This window comes from Pseudomonas citronellolis (assembly GCF_001586155.1).
In the GTDB taxonomy this organism is placed as follows: Bacteria; Pseudomonadota; Gammaproteobacteria; order Pseudomonadales; family Pseudomonadaceae; genus Pseudomonas; species Pseudomonas citronellolis.
In genome coordinates this window covers 2,174,927-2,198,076 of record NZ_CP014158.1, presented here as the reverse complement: position 1 = coordinate 2,198,076, position 23,150 = coordinate 2,174,927, and the positions used below count along the sequence as shown (strand labels likewise).

At 69.4% G+C, this 23,150-nt stretch carries 22 protein-coding genes and 1 tRNA gene; 10 read left to right on the top strand and 13 right to left on the bottom strand.

Annotation, left to right across the window (positions count from 1 at the left end):
• Positions 1–18 precede the first annotated feature (18 nt).
• Entirely contained in the window at positions 19–1,149 is a 1,131-nt protein-coding gene (gene earP / locus PcP3B5_RS09980) for an elongation factor P maturation arginine rhamnosyltransferase EarP (RefSeq protein ID WP_061561155.1), read from the bottom strand.
• Positions 1,150–1,310: 161 nt separating this feature from the next.
• On the opposite strand from earP, the gene PcP3B5_RS09975 reads away from it, so the two are divergent.
• Together PcP3B5_RS09975 and oprI are read left to right on the top strand one after the other, a co-directional pair.
• A tRNA-Ser gene (locus tag PcP3B5_RS09975) sits at positions 1,311–1,400 on the top strand.
• Positions 1,401–1,808: 408 nt separating this feature from the next.
• Positions 1,809–2,060 (top strand): outer membrane lipoprotei OprI, encoded by a 252-nt coding sequence (oprI, locus tag PcP3B5_RS09970; protein ID WP_024128796.1) that lies wholly within the window; start codon positions 1,809–1,811, stop codon positions 2,058–2,060.
• 127 nt (positions 2,061–2,187) lie between these two features.
• On the opposite strand, the gene PcP3B5_RS09965 is transcribed toward oprI, so the two are convergent.
• From PcP3B5_RS09965 to PcP3B5_RS09955, 3 genes are all read right to left on the bottom strand, one after another.
• Positions 2,188–3,162 (bottom strand): L,D-transpeptidase family protein, encoded by a 975-nt coding sequence (locus tag PcP3B5_RS09965; RefSeq protein ID WP_009623505.1) that lies wholly within the window; start codon positions 3,160–3,162, stop codon positions 2,188–2,190.
• 76 nt (positions 3,163–3,238) lie between these two features.
• A complete protein-coding gene (locus PcP3B5_RS09960) occupies positions 3,239–3,517 on the bottom strand; it encodes a hypothetical protein (RefSeq protein WP_009623507.1) in 279 nt (92 codons plus the stop codon).
• A 71-nt stretch (positions 3,518–3,588) separates the two neighbouring features.
• The gene (locus tag PcP3B5_RS09955; RefSeq protein WP_009623508.1) at positions 3,589–4,194 is read right to left on the bottom strand and encodes an arylesterase; all 606 of its coding nucleotides are present in this window, start codon (positions 4,192–4,194) and stop codon (positions 3,589–3,591) included.
• A gap of 10 nt (positions 4,195–4,204) precedes the next feature.
• Here PcP3B5_RS09955 and PcP3B5_RS09950 point away from each other — a divergent pair, with 10 nt between their 5' ends.
• From PcP3B5_RS09950 to greB, 3 genes are read left to right on the top strand one after another with little or no spacing between them, the layout of a single operon-like run.
• Positions 4,205–4,888 (top strand): ABC transporter ATP-binding protein, encoded by a 684-nt coding sequence (locus PcP3B5_RS09950; RefSeq protein ID WP_061561154.1) that lies wholly within the window; start codon positions 4,205–4,207, stop codon positions 4,886–4,888.
• A 13-nt stretch (positions 4,889–4,901) separates the two neighbouring features.
• Positions 4,902–7,394, top strand: coding sequence for an ABC transporter permease (locus PcP3B5_RS09945; protein WP_145923977.1), 2,493 nt, complete (start codon positions 4,902–4,904; stop codon positions 7,392–7,394).
• Between the two features lie 37 nt (positions 7,395–7,431).
• A complete protein-coding gene (greB, locus tag PcP3B5_RS09940) occupies positions 7,432–7,929 on the top strand; it encodes a transcription elongation factor GreB (RefSeq protein WP_009623511.1) in 498 nt (165 codons plus the stop codon).
• A 976-nt stretch (positions 7,930–8,905) separates the two neighbouring features.
• On the opposite strand, the gene PcP3B5_RS09935 is transcribed toward greB, so the two are convergent.
• Positions 8,906–9,226: a hypothetical protein gene (locus PcP3B5_RS09935; RefSeq protein ID WP_009621564.1), complete on the bottom strand. Its 321-nt coding sequence runs from the start codon at positions 9,224–9,226 to the stop codon at positions 8,906–8,908.
• A 192-nt stretch (positions 9,227–9,418) separates the two neighbouring features.
• Between PcP3B5_RS09935 and thpR the strand changes: the two genes are divergently transcribed.
• Positions 9,419–9,952, top strand: coding sequence for an RNA 2',3'-cyclic phosphodiesterase (gene thpR / locus PcP3B5_RS09930; RefSeq protein WP_061561152.1), 534 nt, complete (start codon positions 9,419–9,421; stop codon positions 9,950–9,952).
• Here thpR and PcP3B5_RS09925 read toward each other — a convergent pair.
• Positions 9,942–10,835, bottom strand: a complete 894-nt coding sequence (locus tag PcP3B5_RS09925) for a LysR family transcriptional regulator (protein ID WP_009621560.1) — start codon at positions 10,833–10,835, stop codon at positions 9,942–9,944. The genes thpR and PcP3B5_RS09925 overlap by 11 nt on opposite strands.
• A gap of 93 nt (positions 10,836–10,928) precedes the next feature.
• Here PcP3B5_RS09925 and PcP3B5_RS09920 point away from each other — a divergent pair, with 93 nt between their 5' ends.
• Positions 10,929–11,957: a YeiH family protein gene (locus tag PcP3B5_RS09920; protein WP_061561151.1), complete on the top strand. Its 1,029-nt coding sequence runs from the start codon at positions 10,929–10,931 to the stop codon at positions 11,955–11,957.
• Positions 11,958–12,023: 66 nt separating this feature from the next.
• Here the strand turns inward: PcP3B5_RS09920 and PcP3B5_RS09915 are convergent, their stop codons facing one another.
• Complete coding sequence (locus PcP3B5_RS09915) at positions 12,024–12,458, bottom strand: DoxX family protein (RefSeq protein WP_009621557.1); 435 nt, start codon at positions 12,456–12,458, stop codon at positions 12,024–12,026.
• A gap of 117 nt (positions 12,459–12,575) precedes the next feature.
• On the bottom strand, positions 12,576–14,000 hold the full coding sequence (locus tag PcP3B5_RS09910; protein ID WP_061561150.1) for an MltF family protein: 1,425 nt from the start codon (positions 13,998–14,000) through the stop codon (positions 12,576–12,578).
• Between the two features lie 223 nt (positions 14,001–14,223).
• Here PcP3B5_RS09910 and PcP3B5_RS09905 point away from each other — a divergent pair, with 223 nt between their 5' ends.
• The 3 genes from PcP3B5_RS09905 to PcP3B5_RS09895 all read left to right on the top strand — a co-directional run bounded on the left by PcP3B5_RS09905 (position 14,224) and on the right by PcP3B5_RS09895 (position 17,174).
• A complete protein-coding gene (locus PcP3B5_RS09905) occupies positions 14,224–15,039 on the top strand; it encodes a TatD family hydrolase (RefSeq protein WP_009621553.1) in 816 nt (271 codons plus the stop codon).
• A 138-nt stretch (positions 15,040–15,177) separates the two neighbouring features.
• A complete protein-coding gene (locus tag PcP3B5_RS09900) occupies positions 15,178–16,656 on the top strand; it encodes a methyl-accepting chemotaxis protein (RefSeq protein ID WP_009621550.1) in 1,479 nt (492 codons plus the stop codon).
• 158 nt (positions 16,657–16,814) lie between these two features.
• A complete protein-coding gene (locus PcP3B5_RS09895; protein ID WP_061561149.1) occupies positions 16,815–17,174 on the top strand; it encodes an Mpo1-like protein in 360 nt (119 codons plus the stop codon).
• A 3-nt stretch (positions 17,175–17,177) separates the two neighbouring features.
• Here the strand turns inward: PcP3B5_RS09895 and PcP3B5_RS09890 are convergent, their stop codons facing one another.
• From PcP3B5_RS09890 to PcP3B5_RS09870, 5 genes are all read right to left on the bottom strand, one after another.
• Positions 17,178–17,978, bottom strand: a complete 801-nt coding sequence (locus PcP3B5_RS09890) for an acyl-CoA thioesterase (protein ID WP_061561148.1) — start codon at positions 17,976–17,978, stop codon at positions 17,178–17,180.
• 420 nt (positions 17,979–18,398) lie between these two features.
• The gene (locus PcP3B5_RS09885; protein ID WP_009621543.1) at positions 18,399–19,160 is read right to left on the bottom strand and encodes a CHAD domain-containing protein; all 762 of its coding nucleotides are present in this window, start codon (positions 19,158–19,160) and stop codon (positions 18,399–18,401) included.
• 95 nt (positions 19,161–19,255) lie between these two features.
• On the bottom strand, positions 19,256–21,247 hold the full coding sequence (locus PcP3B5_RS09880) for a transglutaminase TgpA family protein (protein WP_061561147.1): 1,992 nt from the start codon (positions 21,245–21,247) through the stop codon (positions 19,256–19,258).
• Entirely contained in the window at positions 21,244–22,197 is a 954-nt protein-coding gene (locus PcP3B5_RS09875) for a DUF58 domain-containing protein (protein ID WP_061561146.1), read from the bottom strand. Before PcP3B5_RS09875 ends, PcP3B5_RS09880 begins: the two co-directional genes overlap by 4 nt.
• Positions 22,198–22,210: 13 nt before the next feature.
• The gene (locus PcP3B5_RS09870; RefSeq protein ID WP_009621537.1) at positions 22,211–23,128 is read right to left on the bottom strand and encodes an AAA family ATPase; all 918 of its coding nucleotides are present in this window, start codon (positions 23,126–23,128) and stop codon (positions 22,211–22,213) included.
• Positions 23,129–23,150: the final 22 nt, after the last annotated feature.

The following is a 23,150-nucleotide window of genomic DNA, read 5'->3' as shown; positions in this document are numbered from 1 at the left end:
CAAAAAACAGGGGACGTATCATAGCCAATTTGTATAAAAACGCACCAGCCCCGCGGCGAGATCCGGCTGTGCGGCATGCTTTTCGCTCCAGCGCAGCGCCCATTCCCGCCAGGCTCCGGCCCGCTGCTGCAGCGCCGCCCAGGCCGTCGCCGCGTCGCCAAGGCCGTTCCAGGCGTGCCAGTAGGCCAGCAGGGCAGCCTCGAGCCCGGGCTCCATGCCCTGGGTATAGATAGAGAGGAAGGCGTCCAGCTTCTCCAGGTGCACGCCCTCCTCCTGCTCATAGATGTGCCAGACGAATGGCCGCCCCGCCCAGAGCGCGCGGACGAAGGAATCCTCGCCGCGCACCGCGTTGAGGTCGCAGCTCCACAGCAGCAGGTCGTAGTCCTCCTGGCGGACGAACGGCAATACCTGCAGGCGCAGGTTGCCGCGCCGATGGCGGTCGCCCGGCGCCAGCCCCGGCAGGCCCAGCCAGTCGGCGACATCGCCCAGCACCCGCCCTTCGGGGATCAGCAGCAGCGTCGGCTGCGCGTCTTGCGCCAGCGCGTCCAGCCAGGGCGCCAGCGCCGGGTTCTCGTAGGCGAACAGGGAAATCAGACGCTCCCTACCCTCCACTTCCACGCCAAGGGAGGCCAGGAATGCCCGGCGGCTGGCGTCGTCCGCCTGGAAGGCCCGGCGCCGCTCGATCAGCCCCGCCTCCCGCAGCAGGCCGCCGACGCCCGGCTGCACCCCGGGGAAATAGAAGTACTTCTGCAGGCCGTTGGCCTGCAGCGAAGGCAGGCCGTGGCAGGCAGCCACCCAGTCCTCGGCGCTGAGGTATTCCAGGTTCAGCCACAGCGGTGGCACGGCGCGCTCGCGCATGGCCTCCACGTAAGCCGGCGGCAATGGGCAGGCGAATGCCTCGATGACCACGTCGGCGGCCGGCGTGTCTTCCCAACGCGCGGGCCAGTGGCGGACTTCGACGCCTGCCTGGCGCTGGCCGGGCAGCGCCGGATCGGCCCCGGGGCACAGCCGCGCGAAGGCATTCAGGTCGTCCACCCACAGGCGCACCGCCTGGCCATGCTCGCCGGCGAGCTGGCGCGCCAGGCGCCAGGTCACGCCGATGTCGCCATAGTTGTCCACCACGCAGCAGAAGATGTCCCAGCTCGCCATCGCACTCGCCTTTGGAAGGAAGCCGCCAGTTTAGCAAGGCGGGCCGCCCCGGTTTCCCCTCGACGTCCTTAAGCCGATGAATCCGTTGAAAAAACATTTGCCTTTCGGAAAACCTTTGAGTAAAGTGCGCGCCTCGACAGACACAGCGCTGTCGAAACCCTGGTGAGGTGTCCGAGCGGTTGAAGGAGCACGCCTGGAAAGTGTGTATACGGGAAACCGTATCGAGGGTTCGAATCCCTCCCTCACCGCCAGATCAAAAAGCCCGGCTGACTGATGAAGTTAGCCGGGCTTTTTCGTTCCAGCGCGTTGCACTCGCAATGCACCCTTGCAATTGGCGACACAGTTAGTCGCCATTAGTTCCCAGCAGACTTTCGTCCTATCGCGTTTTAGCATTACTTCGGACGTCTATACTCGGATATTCCGCCCTCGCCTCGGCTCCTCCCAACAGCCCCGCTGTAGGGCAGCCGCGGACACTTGCACATTTTTTGCACAACTACCGGGCAATTAAGAGTTCAAGCAGGCCCGGCATGAAAAAAAAGTGCCGTACTTGCGCTTGGTCAGTTTACTTACTACAAGTAATGAGTACTATGTAGTCCGGCTAATTTCCCAGTCCCATGGGGAATTGCTTTAATGGAAATGTCCACCTTAAGGGGAACACGATGAACAACGTTCTGAAATTCTCTGCTCTGGCTCTGGCTGCTGTTCTGGCCACCGGTTGCAGCAGCCACTCGAAAGAAACCGAAGCCCGTCTGACCGCTACTGAAGACGCCGCTGCCCGTGCCCAAGCCCGCGCTGACGAAGCCTATCGTCACGCTGACGAAGCTCTGGCCGCTGCTCAGAAAGCCCAGCAGACTGCTGACGAGGCTAACGAGCGCGCTCTGCGTATGCTGGACAAAGCCAGCCGCAAGTAATAGATCCTCGGATCTGTTCGAAAAGCCGACCTCTCGAGGTCGGCTTTTTTATTGCCCGGACTTTCTCCTAGGCAATGAAAAGCCCGCGGACCTTGCGGTCGGCGGGCTCGGCACAACGGCGCAGGCGTCAGGGCATCTGCACGGTGGTGTTCTCGCTGGCAGCCACCGAGGAACCGGGCTGCTGCGGCATGGCGATGGCCACCGGCAGGCCGTCTTCGGCCGCCACCACTTCGCGCACCACGTTCCAGTCCATCTGCATCTGGTTGGCGATGTCTTCACGCTTGAGCAGCGCGTTGATCACCGCGGTGTGCTTATCCACGACCGAGGGGTTGCCGTGGTCGTCGATCGGCGTATGGGCCTCGAGGTAGATCTTGCCTTCGCTGCGGCCGAACTTGTACGGCTCGTTGATGATGCGCACCGAAGTGCCCACCGGCACCATCGGGAACAGCTCGGTCACGTCGCCGTTGTACATGCGGAAGCAACCGTGGCTGGTGCGGGTGCCGATGCCGAACTTCTTGTTCGAGCCGTGGATCAGGTAGCCGGGAACGCCCAGCGACATCTTGAACGGGCCCAGCGGGTTGTCCGGCCCCGGCGGCACCACGGTCGGCAGCGGGTCGCCGTCGGCGGCGTGCTCGGCGCGGATCGACGCCGGCGGGTACCAGGCCGGGTCCTTGGTCTTGGCGACGATGCTGGTGTGGGCGATGGGCGAGCCCCAGCCCTCGCGGCCGATACCCAGCGGGTAGGTGTAGACCACGTTCTTGCCTTTGGGGAAGTAGTACAGGCGGTACTCGGCGATGTTGATCACGATGCCTTCGCGCGGGCCCGGCGGCAGGATGAAGCGCGTCGGGATGATGACCTCGGTGCCCACGCCGGGCAGCCAGGCGTCGACGCCCGGGTTGGCGGCGAGCATCTCCTGGTAGCCCAGGTCATAGGTCTGGCCGAGGTCGGCGAAGGTGTCTTCGTACTTGGCCTTGATGACCTGCACCTGGCCGACGATATCCTCGCCGGGCGCCGGCAGCGGCAGCTCGAGGGCGGAAACGGGGCCGGCCGAGAGCAGCGCGGCAAAAGACAGCGAGCAGGCGGCGATAACACGCGACAACATCCGGAGATCCTTGGCGAGAGCACAGTTGACAGAGGGGGCGGTAGTGTACCACTCAGACCCTATTTTCCGGGAGAGTTCACAATACCCAGGAAAATCGTTGCCCGCGTTTTTCCTGTTCCAGGCGTTTCAGGCATTCCGGGCACAGCCGCCGGTCGCGCAGCTGCGGCCGCCGGGCCTCGCGCCAGAGCGGTTGCGCCGGCAGCAGGCCGCCGCACAGGGTGCGGTCCGCGGGGGAGCCGAGCTCCAGCTGCCGGGCGACGAGATGCACGCGCACCTCGCGGCAGGCGAACAGATCGAGCTGGGAATCGGGTTCGATCAGCTGGTAGGCGAAGAGGGTCCAGGCGGGGCGGGACATGGCGGCTCCTGAAGGGTGCGCAAACATAGCGGAAAGCCCCCGCGCGGGGAAGCCTTCCGACAGCCCGGCGATCAGAGCAGCGGCTTGAGCTGCGGCCAGACGTTGTCCAGCAGGCGCGGCTGCGCAGCCACGGCCGGATGGATGCCGTCGGCCTGCATCATCTGCGGCACGCCGCCCACGCCATCGAGGAAGAACGGCACCAGCGGCACCCCGCCCTGCTCGGCAACCTGCTGGAACACCCGGGCGAAAGCCTGGGTATAGCGTTCACCGTAGTTGGGCGGCAGGCGCATGCCCAGCAGCAGCACCTTGGCCCCGGCCTGGCGCGAGGCCGCGACCATCGAAGCAAGATTCTGTTGCAATTGCTGCGGCGCCTGCCCGCGCAGGCCGTCGTTGCCGCCCAGCTCGATCACCACGACGCTGGGTTTCTCCCCGGAAAGCAGCGCCGGCAGGCGCGCCAGGCCACCGGCGCTGGTGTCGCCGCTGACCGAGGCATTGACCACCCGGTAGTCGAAACCCTCGTCCTTCAGCCGCTGCTCCAGCAGGCTGACCCAGCCGCGGCCGGTATCCACCCCCAAACCGGCGCTGATACTATCGCCGACGACCAGCAGCGTCTGCGCCGCGGCTTGCTGGGCGACCAGCAGCAACGCCAGGCAGACGCTCGATAGCCATGCACGCATCGGACCCTCCATGAGCGAAAGCATTCTCACCGCGCGCAACCTTAGCAAGGTCGTTCCCAGCGCGGAAGGCGAGCTGACCATCCTCCACGACCTCTCCCTGGCCCTGCAGCGCGGCGACAGCCTGGCCATCGTCGGCAGCTCCGGCTCCGGCAAGTCCACCCTGCTCGGCCTACTGGCCGGGCTCGACGAGCCCAGCGGCGGCAGCGTGGAACTGGCCGGGCACCGCCTGGGCGAGCTCGACGAGGACCAGCGCGCGCGGGTGCGCGCCGCCCACGTCGGCTTCGTCTTCCAGTCGTTCCAGTTGCTCGACAGCCTCGACGCCCTGGAAAACGTCATGTTGCCGCTGGAACTGGAGGGCCGCAGCGACGCCCGCGAGCGCGCCCGAACCCTGCTCGAGCGCGTCGGCCTGGGCCAGCGCCTGACCCACTACCCGCGCCAGCTCTCCGGCGGCGAGCAGCAGCGCGTCGCCATCGCCCGCGCCTTCGCCGCCGAACCCGACGTGCTGTTCGCCGACGAGCCCACCGGCAACCTCGACAGCACCACCGGCGAGCGCATCAGCGACCTGCTCTTCGAACTCAACCGCGAGCGCCGCACCACCCTGGTCCTGGTCACCCACGACGAGCGCCTGGCGCACCGCTGCCAGCGGCAGATCCGCCTGGAAAGCGGCCACCTGATCGACCACGCGGAGCCCTGAGCCGATGAAGTCGCTGCCGCTGTCGCGCCTGTTCGGCCTGGCCCTGCGCCAATTGCTGCGCGAGTGGAGCAGCGGCGAGCTGCGCGTGCTGTTCTTCGCCCTGCTGGTGGCGGTGGCCGCCAGCTCCGCCATCGGCTACTTCAGCGCACGGCTGAACGGCGCCATGCTGGTGCGCGCCTCGGAATTCCTCGGCGCCGACCTGGTCCTCAGCGGCACCCAGCCGGCCATGCCAGAGCAGATCGACAGCGGCAACCGCCTGGGCCTGAAGCACGCCTACAGCGTCGAGTTCTCCAGCGTCATCGCCACCGACCAGGGCATCCAGCTCAGCAGCGTCAAGGCGGTGGACGACAGCTACCCGCTGCGCGGCGAGCTGAAGAGCGCGGCCGCGCCCCTGGAGCCGGAACGCGCCGGCGGCCGGCCGCAACCCGGCGAGGTCTGGGTGGAGTCGCGGCTGCTCACCAGCCTCGACCTGAAGGTCGGCGACAGCATCGAGATCGGCCGCCAGGCCCTGCGCATCGCCCGCGTGCTGACCTACGAGCCGGACCGCGCCGGCGACTTCTACAGCCTCACCCCGCGGGTCATGATGAACCTGCACGACCTGGAGGCCACCGGCGTGGTCCAGCCCGGCAGCCGGGTGCGCTACCGCGACCTCTGGGAAGGCGACGGCCAGGCCCTGCAGGCTTACCGCCGCGCGGTGGAGCCGGGGCTTGCGGCGAACCAGCGGCTGCTCGACGCGCACCACGGCAACCGCCAGATCGGCGACGCCCTGGAACGCGCCGAGCGCTACCTGAACCTCGCCAGCCTGGCGGCCATCCTCCTCGCCGGCGTGGCGGTGGCGCTCTCGGCCAACCGCTTCGCCGCCCGCCGCTTCGACGCCAGCGCCCTGCTCCGCTGCCTGGGCCTGACGCGCCGCGAAGCACTGCTGCTCTATGGCCTGCAGCTGTTCAGCCTGGGCCTGGCCGCCAGCCTGCTCGGCGCGCTGCTCGGCTACCTGGCGCAGCTCGGCCTGGTGACGCTGCTGGGCGACCTGCTGCCGCCACAGATTCCGCCGGCCGGGCCGGTGCCGGCGCTGGCCGGCGTGGCCACCGGCCTGGTCGCCCTCGCCGGTTTCGCCCTGCCGCCGCTGGCCGCCCTGGGCCGGGTGCCGCCGCTGCGTGTGCTGCGCAGCGATCTGCTGCCAGTACCCATGCGCAGTTGGCTGGCCTACGGCTGCGCGCTGCTGGCGCTGGGCCTGATCATGTGGCGGCTGAGCCTGGACCTGCGCCTGACCCTGGCCCTGCTGGGCGGCGGCGTGGTCGCCGCGGCCATCCTCGGCGCCCTGCTGCTGCTCGCCCTGAACGGCCTGCGCCGCCTGCTGTCGCGCGCCAGCCTGCCCTGGCGCCTCGGCCTGGGCCAGCTGCTGCGCCACCCGCTGGCCGCCGCCGGGCAGAGCCTGGCCTTCGGCCTGATCCTGCTGGCCATGGCGCTGATCGCCCTGCTGCGCGGCGAACTGCTGGACACCTGGCACGCCCAGTTGCCGGCCAACGCGCCCAACTATTTCGCCCTGAACATCCTGCCGGCGGAAAAGGACGCCTTCGAAGCCCGCGTGCGCCAGGTCTCGCCCAACGCCGAAGGGCTGTTCCCCATGGTCCCCGGGCGCCTGGTGGCGGTGAACGGCCAGCCGGTGCAGGCGCTCAGCGAAGACGTGCGCAGCGAGCGCGCCCTGCAGCGCGACCTCGGCCTGACCTGGTCGCAGAAGCTGCCCGCCGGCAACCAGCTGGTGGCCGGGCGCTGGTGGAACGACGCGCCGGCCGGCGAACTGCCCGGCGTCTCGGTGGAGGAAAAGCTCGCCGGCAACCTCGGCATCAAGCTCGGCGACCGCCTGAGCTTCAACGTCGCCGGGCAGACCCGCGAGGTGCAGGTGCAGAGCCTGCGCTCGGTGAAGTGGGACAACTTCCAGCCGAACTTCTTCATGGTCTTCCAGCCCGGCACCCTCGCCGACCTGCCGGTGACCTACCTGACCAGCTTCTACCTGCCCGCCAGCGACCAGCGCAGCGCCATCGAGCTGGCCCGCGCCTTCCCCACCGTCACCCTGCTGCCGGTGGACGTGCTGCTGGCGCAGCTGCGCAGCATCCTCGACCAGGTCACCCTGGCGGTGGAATACGTGCTGGTGTTCGTCCTCGCCGCCGGCTTCGTGGTGCTCTTCGCCGGCCTGCAGGCGACCCTCGACGAACGCCTGCGCCAGGGCGCCCTGCTGCGCGCCCTGGGCGCCGAGCGCGAGCTGCTGCAACGCACCCGGCGCAGCGAGTTCGCCCTGCTCGGCGCGGTCAGCGGCGTGCTGGCGGCCCTGGGCTGCGAGCTGATCAGCTACCTGCTCTACAGCCTGGTGTTCCAGCTGCCCTGGCATCCGCACCCCTGGCTGCTCGGCCTGCCGCTGCTGGGCGCGTTGCTGGTGGGCGGCGCCGGGCTGTTCGGCACGCGCCGGGCGCTGACCCTGAGCCCGCTGCGCCTGCTCCGCGAAGGCTGATAGACTTCCTGGCCTGCCCAGCCACAGCCGGAACCCCATGAGCCGCTATCGCCCGCCGCGCACCGCCGGAACCCCGTTGATCACCCCCGAAGGCGAAGCACGCCTGCGCGCCGAACTGCACGAACTGTGGAACGTGCGCCGCCCCCAGGTGACCCAGGCGGTGAGCGAGGCAGCCGCGCTCGGCGACCGCTCGGAGAACGCCGAGTACATCTACGGCAAGAAGATGCTGCGCGAGATCGACAGCCGCGTGCGCTTCCTGCGCAAGCGCCTGGAGAACCTCAAGGTGGTGCGCGACCGTCCGGGCGACCCGAACAAGGTCTACTTCGGCGCCTGGGTGACGCTGGAGGACGAGGACGGCGAACAGGCCCGCTACCGCATCGTCGGCCCGGACGAACTGGACCTGCGCAGCAACCAGATCAGCATCGACTCGCCCCTGGCCCGCGCCCTGGTGGGCAAGGAACTGGACGCCGAGGTAGTGGTGCGGACGCCGGCGGGCGAGAAGCTCTGGTTCGTGGTCGAGATCGACTATCCCTGAGCGAAGCCCCGCGGTGCAATCGCTGACAAGGCCCCCTCCTACGGTCCCAGGAAGCACGGCTTTTCGTAGGATGGCGTTGAGCGAAGCGATACCCATCAGCGCAACCGCATGGGTTTCGCAAGCTCAACCCATCCTACGAAGAGCACCTCGGCGCAAGACAGTTGCTCCTACGGGGGGAGGAATACCGTGCAACCTGTAACGGGCCCTGCCCGCGAATCGCGCGCAGGGCGCGCTCCTACAGGGGAATGACATCGGCGCGCGGGCTTTCCCCTCACCCCAGCCCTCTCCCGGAGGGAGAGGGAGCCAGGCCGTGCCGAGAGGAGGCCTGGTTTCAGCCGGCGATCCCTGTGCTAGCCGGCTAACGCCGAAACACCAACGCACTCCGAACGGTCCCCTCCCGGAGGGAGAGGGAGCCAGGCCGTGCCGAGAGGCGGCCGGGTTTCAGCCGGCGATCCCTGTACTAGCCGGCTAACGCCGAAACACCAACGCACTCCGAACGGTCCCCTCTCCCTCCGGGAGAGGGTTAGGGTGAGGGGGCGCAATTTCGCGCGCAGGGCGCGCTCCTACAAGGGAATGGCGCGGGCGGGGCAGCGTAGAAGCGGATCTCATCCGCGAATCGCGCCAGTGGTTCCGGCTATCGCGGACAAGGTCCGCTCCTACGGGGGAATGCCGTGCAACCTGTAGGAGCGGGCTTTCCCCTCACCCCAGCCCTCCCCCGGAGGGAGAGGGAGCCAGGCTGTGCCGAGAGACGGCCGGGTTTCAGCCGGCAATCCCTGTGCTAGCCGGCTAACGCCGAAACACCAACGCACGCCGAACGGTCCCCTCTCCCTCCGGGAGAGGGTTAGGGTGAGGGGGCCGCAGGCCTGCCCGCGATTTCGCGCGCAAGGCGCGCTCCTACAAGGGAATGGCGCGGGCGGGGCAGCGTAGGAGCGGATCTCATCCGCGAATCGCGCCGGTGGTTCCGGCTATCGCCCCCTCAGAACACCGGCGGCCGGCGGGTGATCAGCCCCTGACGGGCGACGCGGGTCAGCTCGTGGACCAGCGGCTGCAGTTCCTCGGCGCGCGGCGACTGGATCACGGCGAAGTCGAAATGGTCGCGGGGGAAGCGGGCGATTTCCGCGAGGTCGGCGGCGAACTGGATGAGGAAGGTGCGCGAGCCCTGCCAGCGCTTCGGCCAGCCTTCAAGGTAGCGAACCAGGGTGGGCTGGTGGTGGCCGCACAGCAGGATGCGTGGGTTGCGCCGCAAAAGGCCGGTGGTGATGGGGGCCAGGCGCACCTGGGGATTGGGACAGGTCATGGTGTCATGTCTCCGCCTCTGGGGTCCTGCTGGACGCGGCGAGAGGCACACCGAACCAGCGCTTTAGCGGTATTTCGATGCCCCTGAGGCATCAGCGCCCCGCAAGTTGCTACTTAAATCGGCGCTGTGCGGCATCCTAGAGAAGCCCCGGCGATACTGTCAAGGCGACTTCCGGCCGACGAGAGAGCCCCGATGAGCACCCCACCCCTGCGCCTGTTCTTCGCCCTGCCCTGCCCGGAGGAAATCCGCGCGCCCCTGGCCGCCTGGCGCGACGGCCTGGTCATCGACGGCCAGCCAGTGGCGGCGGCCAACCTGCACCTCACCCTGGCCTTTCTCGGCTCGGTGCCGCGCGCCCGCAAGGCCGAGCTGCTGGCCTTGGGCGCGAGCCTGCCGCGCACGCCCTTCGAACTGCTGCTGGATCGCCTGGAACGCTGGCGCAACGGCATCCTGCACCTGGCGCCGACGACCATCCCGCCGGCGCTGCCCAGCCTGGTCCAGGCCCTGCAAGATGCCCTGCAGGTCAGCGGCTTCGAGATCGAGCGGCGGCCCTTCCGCCCGCACCTGACCCTGGCCCGTCACTGCCGCCATGCACCCGATGCCGAGGCGCAATTCGCCTGGCCAGCCCGCGAGCTGGTGCTGTACAGCTCGGAAAACGGTCCCCACGGCGTGCATTACCGGGCCATCGGCCGCTGGCCCCTGGACGGCGAACGGACGCTCAGCGATTGAGCGCCGCCCACGCCTCGGCGTAATCGAGGAAGCGACGCAGCCCCTGGGTCGGGTACTTGTCCACGTGCAGCGCGCGGAAGAAGGTGCGCCGCAGCGGCCCCAGGGGATTGTCCAGGGCGACCAGCTCGCCGCTGGCCAGCTCGTCGGCCACCACCCGCCGCGACAGGCAGCTGATGCCGGCCCCGCTGGCCACCAGGTGCTTGATCGCCTCGGCGTTGCTCACCTCCAGCGGCGCCGCCAGGCTGCCCAGGCGCGGCAGCACCTGCTGCTCGAAGGTTACCCGGGTGCCGGAGCCAGCCTCGCGGAGGATCCAGCGTGTCGCCGCCAACTGCTCGAATGTCACCTGCGCCGCCCGCGCCAGCGGATGCTCGGGCGCCGCGACCAGCAACAGCTCGTCCTCGATCCACGGCAACAGTTGCACCTGCGGATGCTGGATGGGCGACTCGATGTAGGCCACGTCCAGGCGGAACTCGCAGAGCGCGGCCAGGATCTCGCGGCTGTTGGCCACCTGCAGTTGCAGGCGGCTGTCCGGCAGTTCGGCGAGGAACCCGGCCATCACCCGCGGCAGCAGGTAGCCGCCGATGCTGCGGCTGGCGCCCAGGGCCAGCTGCACCGGCGCGTGCTGGAACAGCGTCTCCAGCTCGGCGCCCTGGGCCAGTAGGGCGCAGGCCCGGGGATACAGGGCGCGGCCGTTGTCGTTGAGCGCCAGGCGCTTGCCGCTGCGGTCGAACAGGCGCGTCTGCAGGGTGCGCTCCAGCTCCTGCAACGCCTGGCTGGCCGCCGATTGCGAAAGCGCGATGGCGGCGGCCGCCTGGGTCACGTTGCCGTGCTCGGCGATGGCGGTGAAGGTGGCCAGCTGGCGCAGGGTGATTCGCGGGGCCATATCGATAAAACCGTTTGATCCAATAAGAACAATCCGTTTTTACACTAAGCGCCCGCCGCGCACCATGGCAGCACCTTACACAAGGAGCCCGTCATGCTTACCCGCCTGCGCCGCACGCCCTACCTGGTCCCCGGCGCCCTGCTCTGCCTGCTGATCGCCGGCGCCGCCAACCTGCTGGTGCGCATCCCCGCCATCAGTCACCTCGGCCTGGGCAGCCTGACCCTGGCCATCCTCCTCGGCCTACTGCTGGGCAACCTCGGCCTGGCCCGCTTCGGCGGCCTGCGCCCCGGCGTCGAGCTGTCGCGCCAGCAACTGCTGCGCCTGGGCGTGGTGCTCTACGGCCTGCGCCTGACCTTCCAGGACATCGCCGCCCTCGGCCCGGCGGCGCTGGTGATCGACGTGCTGATGGTCGCCAGCACCCTGCTGGTCGCCGGCTGGGTCGGCGTGCGCTGGCTCAAGCTGCCGCGCGAGAGCGCCCTACTGATCGGCGCCGGCAGCGCCATCTGCGGCGCCGCCGCGGTCATGGCGAGCAGCCCGGTGCTGCGCGCCCGCGCCGAGCACACCGCCGTGGCGGTGGCCACCGTGGTGCTGTTCGGCACCCTGGCCATGCTCCTGCACCCGCTGCTGTTCGCCCACCTGCCGCACCTGTTCGGCAGCGCCAAGGCCTTCGGCATCTTCAGCGGCTCGACCATCCACGAGGTGGCCCAGGTGGTCGCCGCCGGTCGCGCCATGGACCCGGCCGCCGCCGACGCCGCGCTGATCAGCAAGATGCTCCGCGTCCTGCTGCTGGCCCCGGCGCTGCTCTGCCTGGGGCGCTTCGCCGCCAGCGAGGAGGCGGCCGAAGGCAAGCGCCGCCTGCACATCCCCGGCTTCGCCGTGGCCTTCCTGCTGGTCACCGGCCTGCGCTCGCTGGGCCTGGTGCCGGAAGCCTGGCTGGCGCCGCTGCAGCAGCTGGACGACGTACTGCTGGGCATGGCCATGGCCGCCCTGGGCCTGGCCACCCGCCTCGGCGACCTGCGCCGCGAAGGCCCCAAACCGCTGCTGCTGGGCGCCGGGCTGTTCGTCTTCCTGCTGCTGGGCGGCGGCCTGATCAACAGCGGCGTGCAGCACCTGCTGGGCTGAAGCACAATGAAAATAAAAAAGGCGGATGCCGCTGGGCATCCGCCTTTTTCATGGCCGCGGGATCGCTCAGCTGGAGAGCTTGCGGTCCAGGGAGAAGGGGCCGGCGCCGCTGATGAGCAGGGCCACGCTGATCATGATCAGGGTGAAGGCGTATTCGAAGCCGTTGTTGGTGATGAAGAAGCCATTGGCGATGTGCACGCTGAACACGGCCACCAGCATGGCGACGATCAGCGGGATGCTGGCCAGGCGCACCAGCAGGCCGAGCACCAGGAACAGCCCGCCGAAGAACTCCGCGCTGCCCGCCAGGGTGGCCATCAGGTAGCCGGGAGTCACGCCGAGGGACTCCAGCCACTGGGCCATGCCCGACAGGCCCGGGCCGCCGAACAGGCCGAAGAGCTTCTGCGAGCCGTGGGCCATGAAGGTCAGGCCGGTGGTGATGCGCAGCACGGCCAGGCCGACGCCGGCGTTGGTGGACAGAATGGATTTGACCAGAGCGTTCATGGTGCGTCCTTGTGCAGAGGAAAGGGTGAGGCAACCGTCGTTGCGTGAGAAGCAATATAGATCATTCAATCGATACAAAAAGCGCAAAAACACGCTAAAACATATCGGAAAGACCGATTACTTCTGGACGGAAGCTACCCGCTGCCGGGACTCCAACCCATCGCGCTCCCGCTGATAGGCAAGATAGTACTTGTTGACGCTGCTGACGTAGTTCACCACGCCCATGCCCACTTCCTGGGCCGCCACGCGCTCCACCTGGAAGAACCAGCGGTCCGGGTTCAGGCCCTGGCGGCGGGCCTGGGCGCGCAGGCCCTGGACGCGCTCGGCGCCGATGTTGTAGGCGGCGAGGATGAAGCCCAGGCGCTCGTGCTCGTCCATGCGCGGGCTGTTGAAGTAGCTGCGGCGCAGCATGGCCAGGTACTTGCTGGCGGCCTGCACGTTGTTCTCCTTGCCCTCCACCGAACGCAGCCCGACGCTGCGCGCCGCCGCCGGGGTGACCTGCATCAGCCCGGTGGCGCCGGACGCGCCGCGGGCGCCGGGGGTGAGGTTGGATTCCTTGTAGGCCACCGCGGCCAGGGCCAGCCAGTCGAGGCGGTACTGCTCGGCGAAGCGCTGCAGGGTCGGGCGCACCGCTTCGAGCTTCTTGCGGTCGCCCTTCTCCAGCGGGTTGCGCACCTGGTAGGCATGGCGGTACAGGCGCTGGAAGTTGCCGTCCTGCTCCGCCGGGGCGTGGTAGTCCTTGAGGAAGCGGTCGACGCTGGCGTGCAGCATGGAGGCGTCGCGGCGCACGTACCAGGTCATGTTCCGGCGGTTGTCGAGCACCAGGTGGCGGTCGATGCGGATCTTCTTGAACACCTTGGCCCAGCGCTCGGCGATCGGCTGTTCCACCACGGTGCAGGGATAGATGCCGGCCTGGACCATCTCCAACACGTCTTCCACCGCCAGGGACGGGTCCACCCAGTCGATGCCGATGGGCGCCAGGCGGCGTTGCGCCAGGCGCTCGTTGACCTGCCCGATGGCCTCGCCGGCGGCGCTGCCGGGGGCCAGGGCGATGCGCTTGCCGGCCAGTTGCTCCAGGCGCGCATAGCGCTTGTTGCCCTGGCGCGAAACCAGCACCAGCGGCACATCCTGGCGCCACGGCAGGCTGGCGGCGACGTCCTGGCCGTCGCGGGCCACCAGCACCTCGCCGGGGGCGACCAGGTCGCCTTCGCCACGCAGCAGCGCGGCCAGCAACTGGTCCTTGGCCTTGGGAATGAACTTCAGGGTGAGCGGCTTGCGCCCGGGGGCGTTGTCGTTGAGGTATTGCTCGAAGGCGCGCAGGCGGTTGTACTCGACGCCGATGGGCTCGCCCTTGATCTCGCCGGAGCTGTTGCGGCTCTGGTTGACCAGCACGCGCAGCACACCGCTGCTGCGGATGCTGGCCAGGTCGCGGGTGTCGGCGCTCTCGCGCTGCCAGTTGTCCGGCTGGCTGGTCAGGCGCGCGGCCGCCGGCTGCGGCAGCAGTGCCAGCAGGCAGAGGGAGAGCAGCAGCAGTCGCGTCATCCAGGTCTCCAAGGATTGGTGATTCGCCGGCGGTCCTGAGAAAGCGGCGTCCCTTACAAGTTCCCGGCCCCGAAAAAAGGGGCGCGAGCGTCTCACAAGCGGAGATCGATGCCAATCCAAAATTCCCGAAGCACTTTCACAAGTGCATTCAACAGGCTGTTTTTTAAGGCTTTCTTAAGAAAAAAGAAGATTCTGCTATGCTGCCCGCCCGAAGGGAAGAAACATGCAACTGATCGACATTGGCGTCAACCTCACTCATCCGACTTTCGCCAACCGGCTACAGGCGGTCATCGAGCAGGCCATCGGCGCCGGCGTGGTGCAGATGGTGCTGACCGGCACCAGCCTCGACGAGAGCGAAGCCGCCCTGCGCCTGTGCCGCGAATACGACGAAAGCGGCCAACGGCTGTTCTGCACCGCCGGTGTCCACCCGCACGATGCTTCGCAGTGGAACAGCGCCAGCGCCGCCACCCTGCGGGGCCTGCTGGCGGAAGACAGGGTACGCGCGGTCGGCGAGTGCGGCCTTGACTTCAATCGGGATTTCTCGCCGCGACCGCAACAGGAAAAGGCCTTCGAGGAGCAGTTGGCCCTGGCCGTGGAGCTGCAGCGCCCGGTGTTCATCCACGAGCGCGACGCCGGCGAGCGCCTGCTGGCCATCCTCAAGGGCTTCCGCGACCAGTTGCCGGCCGCCGTGGTGCATTGTTTCACCGGCGAGCGGCGCACGCTATACAACTATCTCGATCTCGACCTGCACATCGGCATCACCGGCTGGATCTGCGACGAGCGCCGCGGCACCCACCTGCAGGAGCTGGTGCGGGAAATCCCCCGCGGCCGCCTGATGCTGGAGAGCGACGCCCCCTACCTGCTGCCGCGCAGCCTGCGGCCAAAGCCGAAGCACGGGCAGAACGAGCCGGCCTTCCTCCCCGAGGTGTTGCGCATCACCGCCCTGCATCGCGGCGAGACGGAAGACGACCTGGCGGCCCATACCACGGCCTGCGCCCGGCGCTTCTTTGGCCTGTCGGAAATTGCCGAACAAGGCTGACGAATACCCCTCAAGAATGTCCGGAAAGCGACGCTAACCTGGGAGGCGAAGCTGTCTTGACCCTCATCAAGACAGACTTCTTCTCTTCAACGAGAATGAAGGCCAAAAGCCATCATTCCCACTACAAGAAGCATCCCCATGGGCGCCTGGATCCGCGATATCTCTCTGAAGTACAAGTTCTGGGCCGTGAACGCGGTCGCCTTCTTCACCACCTTGCTGCTCGTGCTGTTCGCCATGCACCAGGAGGTGGACGCACGCAACCAGGCCGCCCGCCAGGGCGCCGAGGCCCAGGCCCGGCTGCTGCAGAACTGGCCGGCCGGCACGGCGCTGCCCAGCGCCGACAACCTGCTGAGCTTCGCCAGCGGCAGCGCCCCGCAACTGCCGGGCGTGGACACCGGCGCGCTGGCTCGCGGCAACGGCTGGGTCGACCTGGGCGGCGCCTCCAGCCGCCTCGGCCCGCTGGCCGGCGCCTGGGTGCGGGATGCCGGCGACGGCCAGCGCATCGCGGTGCTGGCCCCCGGGGCCGATCTCTGGCAGGTGTTCGGCGAGCGCGCCCTGGCTTACGCCGGCGCGGTGCTGGTGCTGATGATGGCCCTGCTGGCCGCCTCGCAGTTGCTGATCCGCTTCATCCTCACCCACCTGCTGAAGCTGCGCGATGTGATGCAGCACGTGGAGCGCAGCGGCGACCTTTCCGCCCGCGTGCCGCTGGACAGCCGCGACGAGGTGGGCCAGATGGCCACTGCCTTCAACGCCATGCAGGCCGGCTACCAGCGCGTGGTCGGCACCGTGGCCCAGGCCGCCGGGCGCCTCGACGAAGGCGCGCGCACCCTCGCCCAGAGCATGGGCCAGGTGCGCCAGGGCATGCTCGGCCAGCAGAGCGAGACCGACCAGGCCGCCACCGCGATCAACGAGATGTCCACCACCGTGCACCACATCGCCCAGCACGCCGCCGACACCCGCGACCAGTCGCAGGAAGCCGACCGCCTGGCCGGCGCCGGCCAGCAGGTGGTGGGCCGCGTCGGCGAGTCCATCGCCGGGCTGTCCCAGGGTGTGCAACAGACCGCGCAGATGATCCAGCAGCTGGCCGAGGACAGCCAGAAGATCAGCAGCGTGGTCAGCGTCATCCATGGCATCGCCGAGCAGACCAACCTGCTCGCCCTCAACGCCGCCATCGAGGCCGCCCGCGCCGGCGAGATGGGCCGCGGCTTCGCCGTGGTGGCCGACGAGGTGCGCAACCTGGCCAAGCGCGTGCAGGACTCCACCGACGAGATCACCCAGATGATCAACGCGCTGCAGTCCGGCACCCGCGACGCCGTGGAATTCATGCAGGAAAGCTCGATCAAGGCCGACGGCTGCGTCGAGCAGGCCCAGGAGGCCGGCGAGGCGCTGGCGGCCATCGCCGGTGCGGTGGCGCTGATGCGCGAGAGCAACACGCAGATCGCCGTGGCCGCCGAGCAGCAGAGCCAGGTGGCCGAGGAAATGACGCGCTCGGTGGTGGGCATCCGCGACGTCACCGAGCTGACCGTGCAGCAGACGGTGGATTCGGCCGGCACCAGCCACCAGTTGGCCGAGCTGGCCGGCGAGCTGAGCCGGGCGATCCGCCAGCTGCGCCTGTAATCGCCCCGCCCTGCCCCACGCGGCCCGGCATTGTCCGGGCCGCGTCGTTTCCGGCTATCGAAGCCATAGGCGATAGTCACTCGCCGCGCACCCGCCAGAGACCTAGACTTTGTGCAAGCGTCCGTGAAAACGGGCAAGACCGGAAAAGGAGTCCGCCTATGGGCAAACGTCATCCCAACCTGTTCGCCTGGCAATGGCAAGGCTACGCCGCCAACCACCGCAACCCGACCAACCTGGCGTTGCACCTGGTGGCGGTGCCGCTGTTCGTGGTCGCCGCCCTGGTGCTGCTGGGCGGGCTGTTCAAGCTGAGCCTGGGCAGCATCCTGCTGGGCGTCATCGGCATGGCCGCGGCGCTGGCCATCCAGGGCCGCGGACACAAGCTGGAGGAACAGGCCCCCGAGCCGTTCAGCGACCGCAAGGACGCCGTGAGCCGCCTGCTCGCCGAGCAGTTCGTCACCTTCCCGCGCTTCGTCCTCAGCGGCGCCTGGTGGCGCGCCTGGCGCAACCGCCGGCGCTGAGCCCTAGCCGAAGATGGTCGCGGTCTGCCGCGAGATCGCCAGCAACTGGCCGTCCGCCGTCCAGCACTGGGCGGCGATGTGCCCGTAGCCGTCGCGGGCGTGTTCGATGGTCGCCAGGTACTGGCACCAGCCGTTGGCCGGCAGGGCCGGTTGCGGCTGAACGAATTCGATGGTCCAGGTCAGCGAGCTGGACGGCGCCGGCGTCTTGAGCATCGGCAGGGTCGCCGGCGGCCAGGCGTCGATCAGCGCCAGCAGGTGGCCGACCTCCATGGGCTCGTCGCCCACGCCGTCGCCGCGAAAGCGCATCCAGCCGCCCATCTCCCGTGAAGTGCTCGACGAAAAGGGCATGCCGCCCACGGCCCAGCGCATGGCGATGTGGCGGGTGAACTCGGGCATCAGCTTGCGGATGAAGGGCAGCTCCTGGCACTCGTCCACCGCCTTGAAGGCCGGCGCCGGCAGGCCCTCGACCTGCACCACCGATTCGCGCGGCAGGCCGAAGCTGGCCTGGGCCAGGGTCAGTACCTGGCCGTTCTGCACGGCGCGGCAGAACACCTGGCTGACCGCCTTGCCCTCGCGCAGCACCTCGGCCTGGAAGCTCACCGGCACTTCCGGCTCGACGGGGCCGACGAAGGTAACGGCCAGCGAACGCAATGGCCGCCCGGCCTCGGCAACGGCGGCCATCGCCTCGTAGGCCATGGCCGCCACCAGGCCGCCGAAACTGGCGCGGCCCTGGCCCCACTGCGCCGGGATCACCACTTTTTCCGGCGCATTGCGCACCGCCTGGATGAGTTCGGGAAAGGTCATCGTCGCCTCCTGCTGACTGGGTCAGGGGGCATCTTAGGGGGAAAGGCGGCGGGGCTGGCAACCATCCTTAGGGCTGAACGCGGGTCCACTCAAGGGGCGAATGTTCGTTCATAGATGGGAGTGAGGCATGACCCTGTGGCGGTTATCCGCCGAGATACCCAAGCCATGAGCCGCGCCAAGGCCGAACCCGGAGCGGCCGGATGCCATGGTCAAACGGCGTGGTTGATGAACCAATCGCGGACGGAGTCCGCGCCTACGGTTCCAGGAAGCACGGCTTTTCGTAGGATGGCGTTGAGCGAAGCGATACCCATCGCCACGGCAGCATGGGTATCGCAAGCTCAACCCATCCTACGAAGAGCACCTCCGCGCAAGGTAGGACTCCGTCCGCGATCATCCGTCGCTGAAAACGGCGGATGGCGCTCAGCCCAGCGCCTTGAGCAGCCGCTCCAGGCTCTCGTCGGCATCCCGCTCGGCCAGGTCGTGCAGGGCGTTCCAGTGCGGTTGCAGGGGCATCAGGTCGAGTTCGCGCTCGCTGCGGATCAGCCACTGCTCGTAGTCGTGCCAGGTGCCCAGGGTGGACTGGGCCTCCTTCAGCGGCGCCAGCACCTTCTGCGGCAAGGGCGAATCCTTCGGGTAGGCCTCCAGGGCGTAGCGCACGCGCTTGATCAGCAGGCGCAGGCGATGGCGGTCGTGGGCCGGGTCCTTGAGGGCTTCGCGCAGCTTGTGCCACTGCTTGGCCAGGCGCTTGCGCACCTGGGCGTGCAGGCCTTCGAGCACGCCGTGGCGTTCGGCGGTGCGCCAGAGCATCGGCCAGCCGTCGAGCAGGCGCATCAGCCGGTCCCACTGCGGGCTGGCGAGCAGCGCCAGGTAGCCGGAGGTCAGCGCCGGCCGGCGCAATGCGGCGGCCTTTTCCAGGCCTTCGGCTTCCAGCACCGGCAGCAGCACTTCGAGGTCGCGCAGCGGCCCGCTCAGGCGGCCCAGTTCGCTCAGCGCCGCCTCGATCTCGTCGATGCCGGGCATGCCCTGGGCCGGATGCAGCAGGCTGCGCAGGCGCCGCACGGCGATGCGCAGGTCGTGCAGGGCCTCGCTGTCGGAGCGCGCGCGCAGGCGCTCGGAGGCCGCGAACAGGGCCACCTCCTGCTCGATCACATGGGAAACCAGATAGTCGCTGAAGGATGACACGGCGAACTCCGTCCGTCGGGGCCTGGAATCTATGAGGTTAGCTGGCGGCGCATCGGCGGCAAGCCGCCGCCCGTGGCCGATGGTCGCAAGGCGTTTCAACGGCCGCGCCGGGCCAGCCGCCAGGGCAGTTGCCGGCGCAGCCGCGCCAGGTGCCCGCGCAGTTCCTGCGGCGCGGAAGCGGCGCCGGCGTAGCGCTGGCGTTCGAACGCCGCCAGGTAGGCCTGGATGCTCGCGGCCTGGGCCGGCAGCGCAACCATCGCCCGCTCGGCGAAGGCACGCGGCCCTTCGCCGGCGTGGCGCTGCAGGCCCTGGGCAGCCAGAAGCTGTTCGAAGCGCTCGAAGCTGCGCAGCTGCGCATCCCGCGTCCGCCGCCAGGGCTTGAACAGCAGCAGCGCCAGCAGGCCCAGCGACAGCGCCCCGCCGCCCACCAGCAGCACGCCGGTCCAGAGGCTGTCGCGCTCGCCGAACCAGGCCCGCAACAGGCCCGCCTGCTGCTCGCCCTGGTAGCCCAGCACCCAGCGCTGCCAGTCGTAGTTGAGGTTGTCCCAGCTCAGGCGCAGCTGGCTGAGCAGGCCGAAACCGCCATAGCGCAGGCGGGCGAAGGGCGAGTCGGCGAGGAAGCTGCCCTCCTCCGCCAGCGCCGCCTGCAGGCCGCGCTCGATGCGCGAGGGGGCGACCTGGAAGGTCGGGTCGACGCTGCGCCAGCCCGCGCCCGGCGACCAGTACTCGACCCAGGCGTGGGCGTCGAACTGGTGCACCAGCAGGTAGTCGCCGGCCGGGTTCAGCTCGCCGCCCTGGTAGCCGGTGACCACCCGCGCCGGGATGCCGGCCGCGCGCAGGACGAAGGTCATGGCCCCGGCGTAGTGCTCGCAGAAGCCGCGGCGGGTGTCGAACAGGAAGCCGTCGATGCGCTCCTCGCCGGTGGCCGGCGGACGCAGGGTGTAGGCGTAGGGCTGGTCGTGGAAGTGGCGCAGCACCGCCTGCACCAGCGCCTCGGGCTGCGGGTAGCGCTCGCGCAGCTCTGCGGCCCAGGCCCGCGCGCGCGGGTTGCCGCGGGCCGGCAGCTGCAGGTCGCGGCGCAGCGCCGTGGCGCTGCTGTCCGGCTCGCGCAGGGCCCGGGGCCAGGAGCTGGCGCGGTACATCAGCACGTCCTGCACCGGGCGCCGCCGCTCCAGGCGGAAGTCGCTCATCATGCGCGCATCGTCCGGGCCGCCCTCGGCGACGTCGAGGGTGAACAGCCAGGGCCGCGAGCTGGGCTGCATGATCACCTGGTAGCTCAGCGATGGCCCCTGCCGGCGCCAGTCCGGCGCCCGTTCGCTGCGCCCCTGCCAGGACTGCGTCCAGCGCTGGCCGTCGAAATTCTCCAGTGTCAGGGCGCGCCAGTAGAGCTGCTCCTGGGGCGGCGCGGCGTCGTCGAACTTGACGCGGAAGGCCAGCTCGGTGGACTGGCTCAGCTCGACGAAGTCGCCGGGCATCATCGAGTCGCTGAGCCCGGTGGTGGCCTGGCCGCCGGGCAGCGGCAGCGACCACAGCGGACCCAGGCGCGGGAACAGCAGGAACAGCAGGAGCATCAGCGGCAGCGCCTGCAGCAGCAGGCCGCCGGCCAGGCGCAGGGTGCGCCAGGGGCCTTCGGCGAAGCTGCTCTGCTGCAGGCCGATCAGCGCCGCCAGCAGCGCGGTGACCGGCAGCAGGCTGAAGGCCGCGGCCAGCAGGCTGGCGTCGAACAGGTAGCTGGTGGCCACGGCGAAGAAGCCGAGCAGGATCAGCACCAGGGCGTCGCGGCGCGTCTTCAGCTCCACCAGCTTGATGACGAAAGCGGCGATCAGCAGCACCACGCCGGCGTCCAGGCCAATCAGCGAGCCGCGCGACAGCCACACGCCGATGCCGGCGGCGATCACCAGGGCCAGCTTGGCCAGGCCGTTGGGGTAGCGCGCGCGCATGCGGTAGACCTGCACGCGCCAGGCCGCGCAGCCGAGCCAGAAGCCCACCACCCAGAACGGCAGGTGTTCCAGGTGCGGCAGTATCACCAGGGCCTGGGCCACCAGCAGCCAGGTCAGGGCGATGCGCGGGATCGGCTGTTGGCTCACGGCCGTACTCCGAACAGCGCCAGCTCGCGCAGGCAGGCGCCGCGGTGGGCGTCGCCGCTGGCCAGCGGCAGTTGCACGCCGGGCAGGCGCAGGCCGAAGCTCTGGCCGCGCAGGGACAGCTGCAGCACCCAGTGGCAGAGGCAGGACAGGCGCGTCTCGACGTCGCCGCCGAGCAGCTCGAAGTCCAGCCAGAGGTCGCGCCCGCTGAGCGCGGCGAAGTCCTTCACCAGCAGGCCCTGGCCGCGGGAGTAGGCCTTCCAGTGCAGGCGCCGGCGCGAGTCGCCGCTCTGGTAGGGGCGCAGGCCCTGGAAATCGTCGGCGCCGCTGCCAGTGGCGCGCAGGCCTTCGTCGTGCTCGTCGGCGCGGCCGCCTTCCAGGGGCAGGTCGGCGGGCAGCGGGCGCGGGTAGACCAGGCCGGCCTGGTCCAGGTCGAGCCAGCTCCAGGCCACCAGCAGGCCCAGGGGGAAGCGGCTCTCCACCCGCAGGCGGCCCGGGCGCAGCCAGCCGCGGCGCTCGGCCGGCAGCGTCAGCAGCAGTTCCTCGGCGCCATTGGCGCGCACGTCGGCGTATTGCAGCGCCTGTTCCGACCAGCCGAGGCCGATGGCCCGGCGCTCGCGCCCCTCGCCCTCCAGGCGCACGCGGAAGCAGACCTGCTCGCCGACGAACACCGGCAGCGCGCCCAGCGCGGTCAGGCGCAGGCCGCCGAGGTTACGGTAGGTGTGCAGGATGGCGACGATGAACAGCGACAGCAGCAGGAAGGTCAGGCCGTAGGCCAGGCTGTTCTGGTAGTTGATGGCGGTGAGCAGCAGCAGGACCACGGCGACGCCGAAGGCCACGCCCTGCCCCGAGGGGATGATGAAGATACGCCGCTGGTTCAGTTGCAGCGAGGGCGACGGCGGAATGCGCCGGGCGATCCAGCTCTGCCACAGCGGGCGGACCTTCACCAGCATGGCCGGGCCCCGCTCACAGCGCCGGGACTTCGCGCTGCAGCCATTGCACCAGGGCGCCGCCGCCGTGCCCGGAAGGGTCGGCCTGGTCGCGCAGGCGGTGCCCGGCCACCGACGGCAGCACCGCCTGGACGTCCTCGGGGATGGCGTAGTCACGCCCGGCCAGCAGGGCCCAGGCGCGCGCCGCGGCCAGCAGCGCCAGGCTGCCGCGCGGCGACAGGCCGAGGGCGAAGGCCGGCTGGCTGCGGGTGGCCTCGGCCAGGCGCAGCACGTAGTCCACCAGGGCGTCGCTGACGTGGACCTTCGGCACCTCGGCCTGCAGCGCCGCCAGCTCGTCGGGGGTGAGGATCGGCTCCAGGCGCGGCAGCAGGTCGCGCCGCGCCTCGCCCAGCAGCAGGGCCTTCTCCGCCGCGCGCCCCGGGTAGCCCAGGGACAGGCGCATGAGGAAGCGGTCGAGCTGGGATTCGGGCAGGGCGAAGGTGCCTCCCTGGGTCACCGGGTTCTGCGTGGCGATCACGAAGAAGGGCTCGGGCAGCGGCCGGGTGGCGCCCTCGATGGTCACCTGGCCCTCTTCCATGGCCTCCAGCAGCGCGCTCTGCGCCTTGGGCGTGGCGCGGTTGATCTCGTCTGCCAGCACCAGCTCGGCGAAGATCGGCCCGGGGTGGAAGACGAACTGCCCGGTGTCCTTGTCGAACACCGAGGTGCCGAGCACGTCGCCGGGCAGCAGGTCGGAGGTGAACTGGATGCGCTGGAAGCTCAGCCCCAGCACCCGCGCCAGGGCATGGCTGAGGGTGGTCTTGCCCATCCCCGGCAGGTCTTCGATCAGCAGGTGCCCGCGGGCCAGCAGGCAGGTCATCGCCAGGCGTACCTGGACCTGCTTGCCCAGCAGGATCCGGTCCACCGCTTCCAGGCATTGCTCCAGCTTGCCGCGCATCCTCACCTCGTGCCGTGCAGAC